We start from the raw sequence: 4,409 nt of genomic DNA on the forward strand, positions 1-4,409 counted from the left end.
GGCGTGGGCACCACGGGCTCGACCGACGGGGCCGGCGCAGGCGCCGCGGCGCCACCGGCTGCGGCGCGCTGTTCCATCTCGGCGGCGAAGCGGGAGAAGAAGTCGTCGGCCATCTTCTTGGCGGTGCCGTCGATCAGCCGGGCGCCGAGCTGCGCCAGCTTGCCGCCGATATTGGCCTTCACGGCGTAGTGCAGCACGGTGCCGTCGCCATCCTCGACCAGCTTGACGTCGGCGCCGCCCTTGGCGAATCCGGCGGCACCGCCCTTGCCCTCGCCGGAGATGGTGTAGCTCTCGGGCGGGTTCAGGTTGGACAAGGTGACCTGGCCGCCGAAGCTGGCCTTGACCGGCCCGACCTTGGCGGTGACGGTCGCCGTCATCTCGGTCGGCGAGGTCTTCTCCAGCGTGTCGCAGCCGGGAATCGACCGGCGCAGCACCTCGGGATCGTTCAACCCCTCCCAGACCACCGACCGCGGCGCCGCGATCCGATGCTCGCCCGTCATCTCCATGGCACGGTTCCTTCTTCTGCGCCGGCTTGCGCGATTCCCTGGAAGCTAGTGTGCGCTGCGAAGCGCGACAACCCTACCTTGGGTCGGGTCCGTTCAAGCCGGCGTCCGTTCCGTCGGCCGGAACGCAATATCCGCCGTGACCTCCGGGCGTCGTGCGCTCATCATGCCCGAATTTCATGAACGCTTTAGGGGGAGCGAATTGGGCACGCATTTGAGGCACCGCCTGTCCTGTCGGGCTCTGGCGGTGTTGCTGGGCATGCTGCCTTTGGCGGCATGCCAAACCAGCAATTCGACGACGCCAGTCCGGCAGATCGCTGCGGCGGCCAAGTCCGAACCGATCGCGGTCGAAGGCGATTACGTCCATCGATATGCCTTCTTCCGCTTCCCGACGACCATCGCGGATTTCAAGCGCGTCGAACTTGTGAAGTACGACGCGGATGCAAGCGACGTGAGCGCCACCTACAGCCGCTCCGGTCCGGCGGGGGCGGCCCTGGCAACGATCTACGTCTATCCGGCGCCATGGGTCAGGATCACAGCAGGGGGGCAATACCAATATCCGGATCTCACGGACCGCCAGCTGGGCGGCCTCTGCCGCAACGAGATCGAGGCGGTCAAGGCGGCCGTGGCCGCCCTCCATCCCAGCGCGACGATCGTGCGGGAAGGCGGTGACGTTCTGAAAGGCGCGGGTGGCGCCCGGATCGCCCTCGGCCGGGTCGAGTACAGGATGACAGGCAGCTTCGAAGGCCGGATTCAGCCACTGCAGTCACAGCTCTACGTCATGTGCTTCGGATACAGCCAATGGATCCTGAAATTCCGGCTGACCGCACCTGAAGGCGTAGATCTCGACGCCGTGTATGGAGTCCTGGGCCGCGGGACACTTCCAGACCGGACGGCGCCCTCGCGAAGCTGAGCGGATCGCGCTTTGCGGGCCAAGCATCATCGACCCCGTATGGCTGCCCGGAAAAGGTTGGCTGCTGCGGCCTGCGCCTCCATACTCCGGCCGCCTAAAACCATAAGCCGAAGAAGGGATGTTCATGCCGGTGTTTCGACAGGCCTGCCGCCGCGGAGTCGCGGCGGCGGTGCCCATCCTCGTCATGTCGACCGCACCGGCCCAGGCCGCCACCGAAGGCGCGCCGCATCTCGACGGATCGCAGCTCGGCCTGGCCTGGATCATCCCCTTCATCGGCATCCTGCTGTCGATCGCGCTGTTCCCGCTCGTCCGGCCGCAGTTCTGGCACCATCATTTCGGCAAGGTCGCAGCCTTCTGGGGCCTGGCCTTCCTGCTGCCCTTCGCCGCGATCCACGGTGTCGACCTGGCGCTGTACGAGGTGCTGACCGTCGGGCTGACCGAGTACCTGCCCTTCATCATCCTGCTGGCATCGCTGTTCGTGGTCGCCGGCGGGGTGCGGCTGAAGGGCACGCTGGTCGGCACGCCGGCGGTCAATCTCGGCATCCTCGCCGTCGGCACGGCGATCGCCAGCTGGATGGGCACCACCGGCGCCTGCATGCTGCTGATCCGGCCGCTGCTGCGCGCCAATGAGAACCGGCGCTACCGCGTGCACACGGTGGTGTTCTTCATCTTCCTGGTCGGCAATATCGGCGGCGCGCTGACGCCGCTGGGTGACCCGCCGCTGTTCCTCGGCTTCCTGCAGGGCGTGTCGTTCTTCTGGCCGACCCAGCACCTGCTGCTGCCGATGCTGGTGTGCTCCGTGGTCCTGCTGGCGCTGTATCTCGTCATCGACATCGCGCTGTTCCGGCGCGAGCACGGGCTGCGCGAGGTGCCGCCCGAGCCGCGCGTGCCGTTCGGGCTGGAGGGCGGGATCAACCTGCTGCTGCTGGCCGGCGTGGTCGGCGCGGTGCTGTTGAGCGGCGTGTGGAAGCCGGGCGTGCAGCTCACCGTCTATCACGTGCCGGTGGCGCTGGAGAACCTGGTCCGCGACCTGCTGCTGCTGGCGATCATCGGCCTGTCCTGGGTGCTGACCTCGCAGGAGAGCCGGCGGCTGAACGACTTCAACTGGTTCCCGATCATCGAGGTCGGCAAGCTGTTCGCGGCGATCTTCGTCACCATCGTGCCGGCCATCGCCATCCTGCGCGCCGGCCGCGACGGGGCGCTGGCCGGGCTGGTCGACCTGGTCGGCGGCACCGGCGCGCCGAACAACCTGGCCTATTTCTGGCTGACCGGGGCGCTGTCCAGCTTCCTCGACAACGCGCCGACCTACCTGGTGTTCTTCAACATGGCCGGGGCGGACGCCCAGCACCTGATGGGGCCGCTGGCGACCACGTTGGGCGCCATCTCCGCCGGCGCCGTGTTCATGGGCGCCAACACCTACATCGGCAACGCGCCGAACTTCATGGTGCGGTCGATCGCGCAGGAGCGCGGCGTCGCCATGCCCAGCTTCTTCGGCTACATGGCTTGGTCCTGCGGCATCCTGCTGCCGCTGTTCGTCCTGGTGTCGCTGCTGTTCTACGCCGGGCCGTAGGATGGATGACGGATCCGGGAAGCGCAGGGCGATCGAGCTGGTCGATTATGACCCCTCCTGGCCGGCGCTGTTTGAGGAGATCCGCACCGGGCTGGAGCGACTGCTGGACGGCCTCGTCCACGAGATCCACCACATCGGCAGCACCGCGATTCTCGGCCTTTGCGCCAAGCCGAAGATCGATGTCGACATCGTGCTGCGCTCGGCCGCTTCGATCCCCGAGGCGATCGAGCGGATGCAGGCGACGGGCGACTACATCTATCACGGCGACAAATACCGCGACGGCATGTGGACCTTCACCACAGGCCGAGCCTCACGCGGGCAGCGGCTCTATCTCTGCGCCCCCGGCACGGCGGCGCATCTGCGCCGTATGCTGTTCCGCGACCATCTGCGCCGTCATCCCGAGGCGGCCGCCGCCTATGCCGCGCTGAAACGCAGGCTGGCCTCCGAGACCGCGGATGACTGGGACCACTACACCGGCGGCAAGGGGCCGTTCGTCGCCGAAATCGTGCGGCTGGAAGAAGCTTTGCGGAACATGTGTGTCCCGGACGACGGCCCGCAGGAGATCGAGCCACGGGCCTACGACTACGAGACGCAGTATCGACGCCTGCGCGACGCGAGGCAGCCGGGATGGGCCGGCGACCTGTATGAGCGCGGGCTGGCCGGAATGAGGGAGACGCTCGATCGGCTCGAGCGCGAGAGACACCTGCCAGCGCCGCCGGCCCGGATGCTCGAGCTCGGCTGCGGCAACGCGCTGTCGTCGTATCTGCTGGCCGGGAAGGGGTATGAGGTCCATGGCATCGACATCGCCGGCACCGCTGTGGTCTGGGCGCGGGAGCGGTTCGCGGCGGCGGGGCTGCGCGGGTCCTTCCATCAGGGCACCGTCTGCCATATGCCCGTCTTCGCCGACGGTTCCTTCGATATCGTGTTCGACGGCAGCTGCCTGCACTGTCTGATCGGCGGAGACAGGGGGCAGTGCCTTGCCGAAGTGCGCCGCATCCTGCGACCCGATGGTATCTTCGTGGTCAGCAGTATGTGTGGCGAGCCCCGATCCGGCGACGCCAAGGCCCGCTTCGATCCGCAGACGCACCGCCTGATGCAGGACGGCCATCCTTACCGGACCTTGAAGCCCTTGGCAGCGATCGAGGCCGAGCTTGCGAAAGCGGACTTCGAGGTGAGGGACCGCAGCGTCCACATCAACCCATGGTGGGATCACGCGACACTGGTCTGCGGCCGGGCCGGCTAGCTCGCAAGCCCCGCATAGCCGAGATAATCCGCGATCTCCGGCAGCGGCGGGCGGGTCAGCAGCTCGGTGGCCGGGCCGGTGGCGGCGATGCGGCCGTCCTCGATGAAGGCAGCCTGCGCGTCGATGCCGGGCAGGGCGTCGAGCTGATGGCTGACCATCAGCACGGTCAGGCCGCGCTCC

The 4,409-nt window shown here is 67.7% G+C and carries 4 protein-coding genes and 1 pseudogene; 3 read left to right on the forward strand and 2 right to left on the reverse strand.

The window, feature by feature from the left end; all coding sequences use genetic code 11:
• The coding region (locus P409_RS27675) for an SRPBCC family protein (protein WP_052121478.1) at positions 1–506 on the reverse strand (506 nt) is incomplete at its 3' end.
• Positions 507–642: 136 nt separating this feature from the next.
• Between P409_RS27675 and P409_RS27680 the strand changes: the two genes are divergently transcribed.
• The 3 genes from P409_RS27680 (at position 643) to P409_RS36480 (ending at position 4,229) form a co-directional block, all read left to right on the forward strand.
• Positions 643–1,416: a hypothetical protein gene (locus tag P409_RS27680; protein ID WP_238578793.1), complete on the forward strand. Its 774-nt coding sequence runs from the start codon at positions 643–645 to the stop codon at positions 1,414–1,416.
• Positions 1,417–1,540: 124 nt separating this feature from the next.
• Positions 1,541–2,986, forward strand: a complete 1,446-nt coding sequence (locus P409_RS27685) for a sodium:proton antiporter (protein WP_152613573.1) — start codon at positions 1,541–1,543, stop codon at positions 2,984–2,986.
• A 1-nt stretch (position 2,987) separates the two neighbouring features.
• On the forward strand, positions 2,988–4,229 hold the full coding sequence (locus P409_RS36480) for a GrpB family protein (protein WP_052121479.1): 1,242 nt from the start codon (positions 2,988–2,990) through the stop codon (positions 4,227–4,229).
• On the opposite strand, the pseudogene P409_RS39330 reads toward P409_RS36480, so the two are convergent.
• Positions 4,226–4,409 (reverse strand): annotated as a pseudogene (locus P409_RS39330) (hypothetical protein); the annotation flags it as partial. The gene P409_RS36480 and the pseudogene P409_RS39330 sit on opposite strands and share 4 nt — an antisense overlap.

Origin of the sequence: Inquilinus limosus MP06 (assembly GCF_000767795.1) — a bacterium.
GTDB classification, from domain to species: domain Bacteria; phylum Pseudomonadota; class Alphaproteobacteria; order DSM-16000; family Inquilinaceae; genus Inquilinus; species Inquilinus limosus_E.

Excerpts from the sequence above, each read along its gene's own strand:
- P409_RS27685 (WP_152613573.1), top strand. The coding sequence starts at position 1,541 with ATGCCGGTGTTTCGACAGGCCTGCCGCCGCGGAGTCGCGGCGGCGGTG.
- P409_RS36480 (WP_052121479.1), top strand. The coding sequence starts at position 2,988 with ATGGATGACGGATCCGGGAAGCGCAGGGCGATCGAGCTGGTCGATTAT.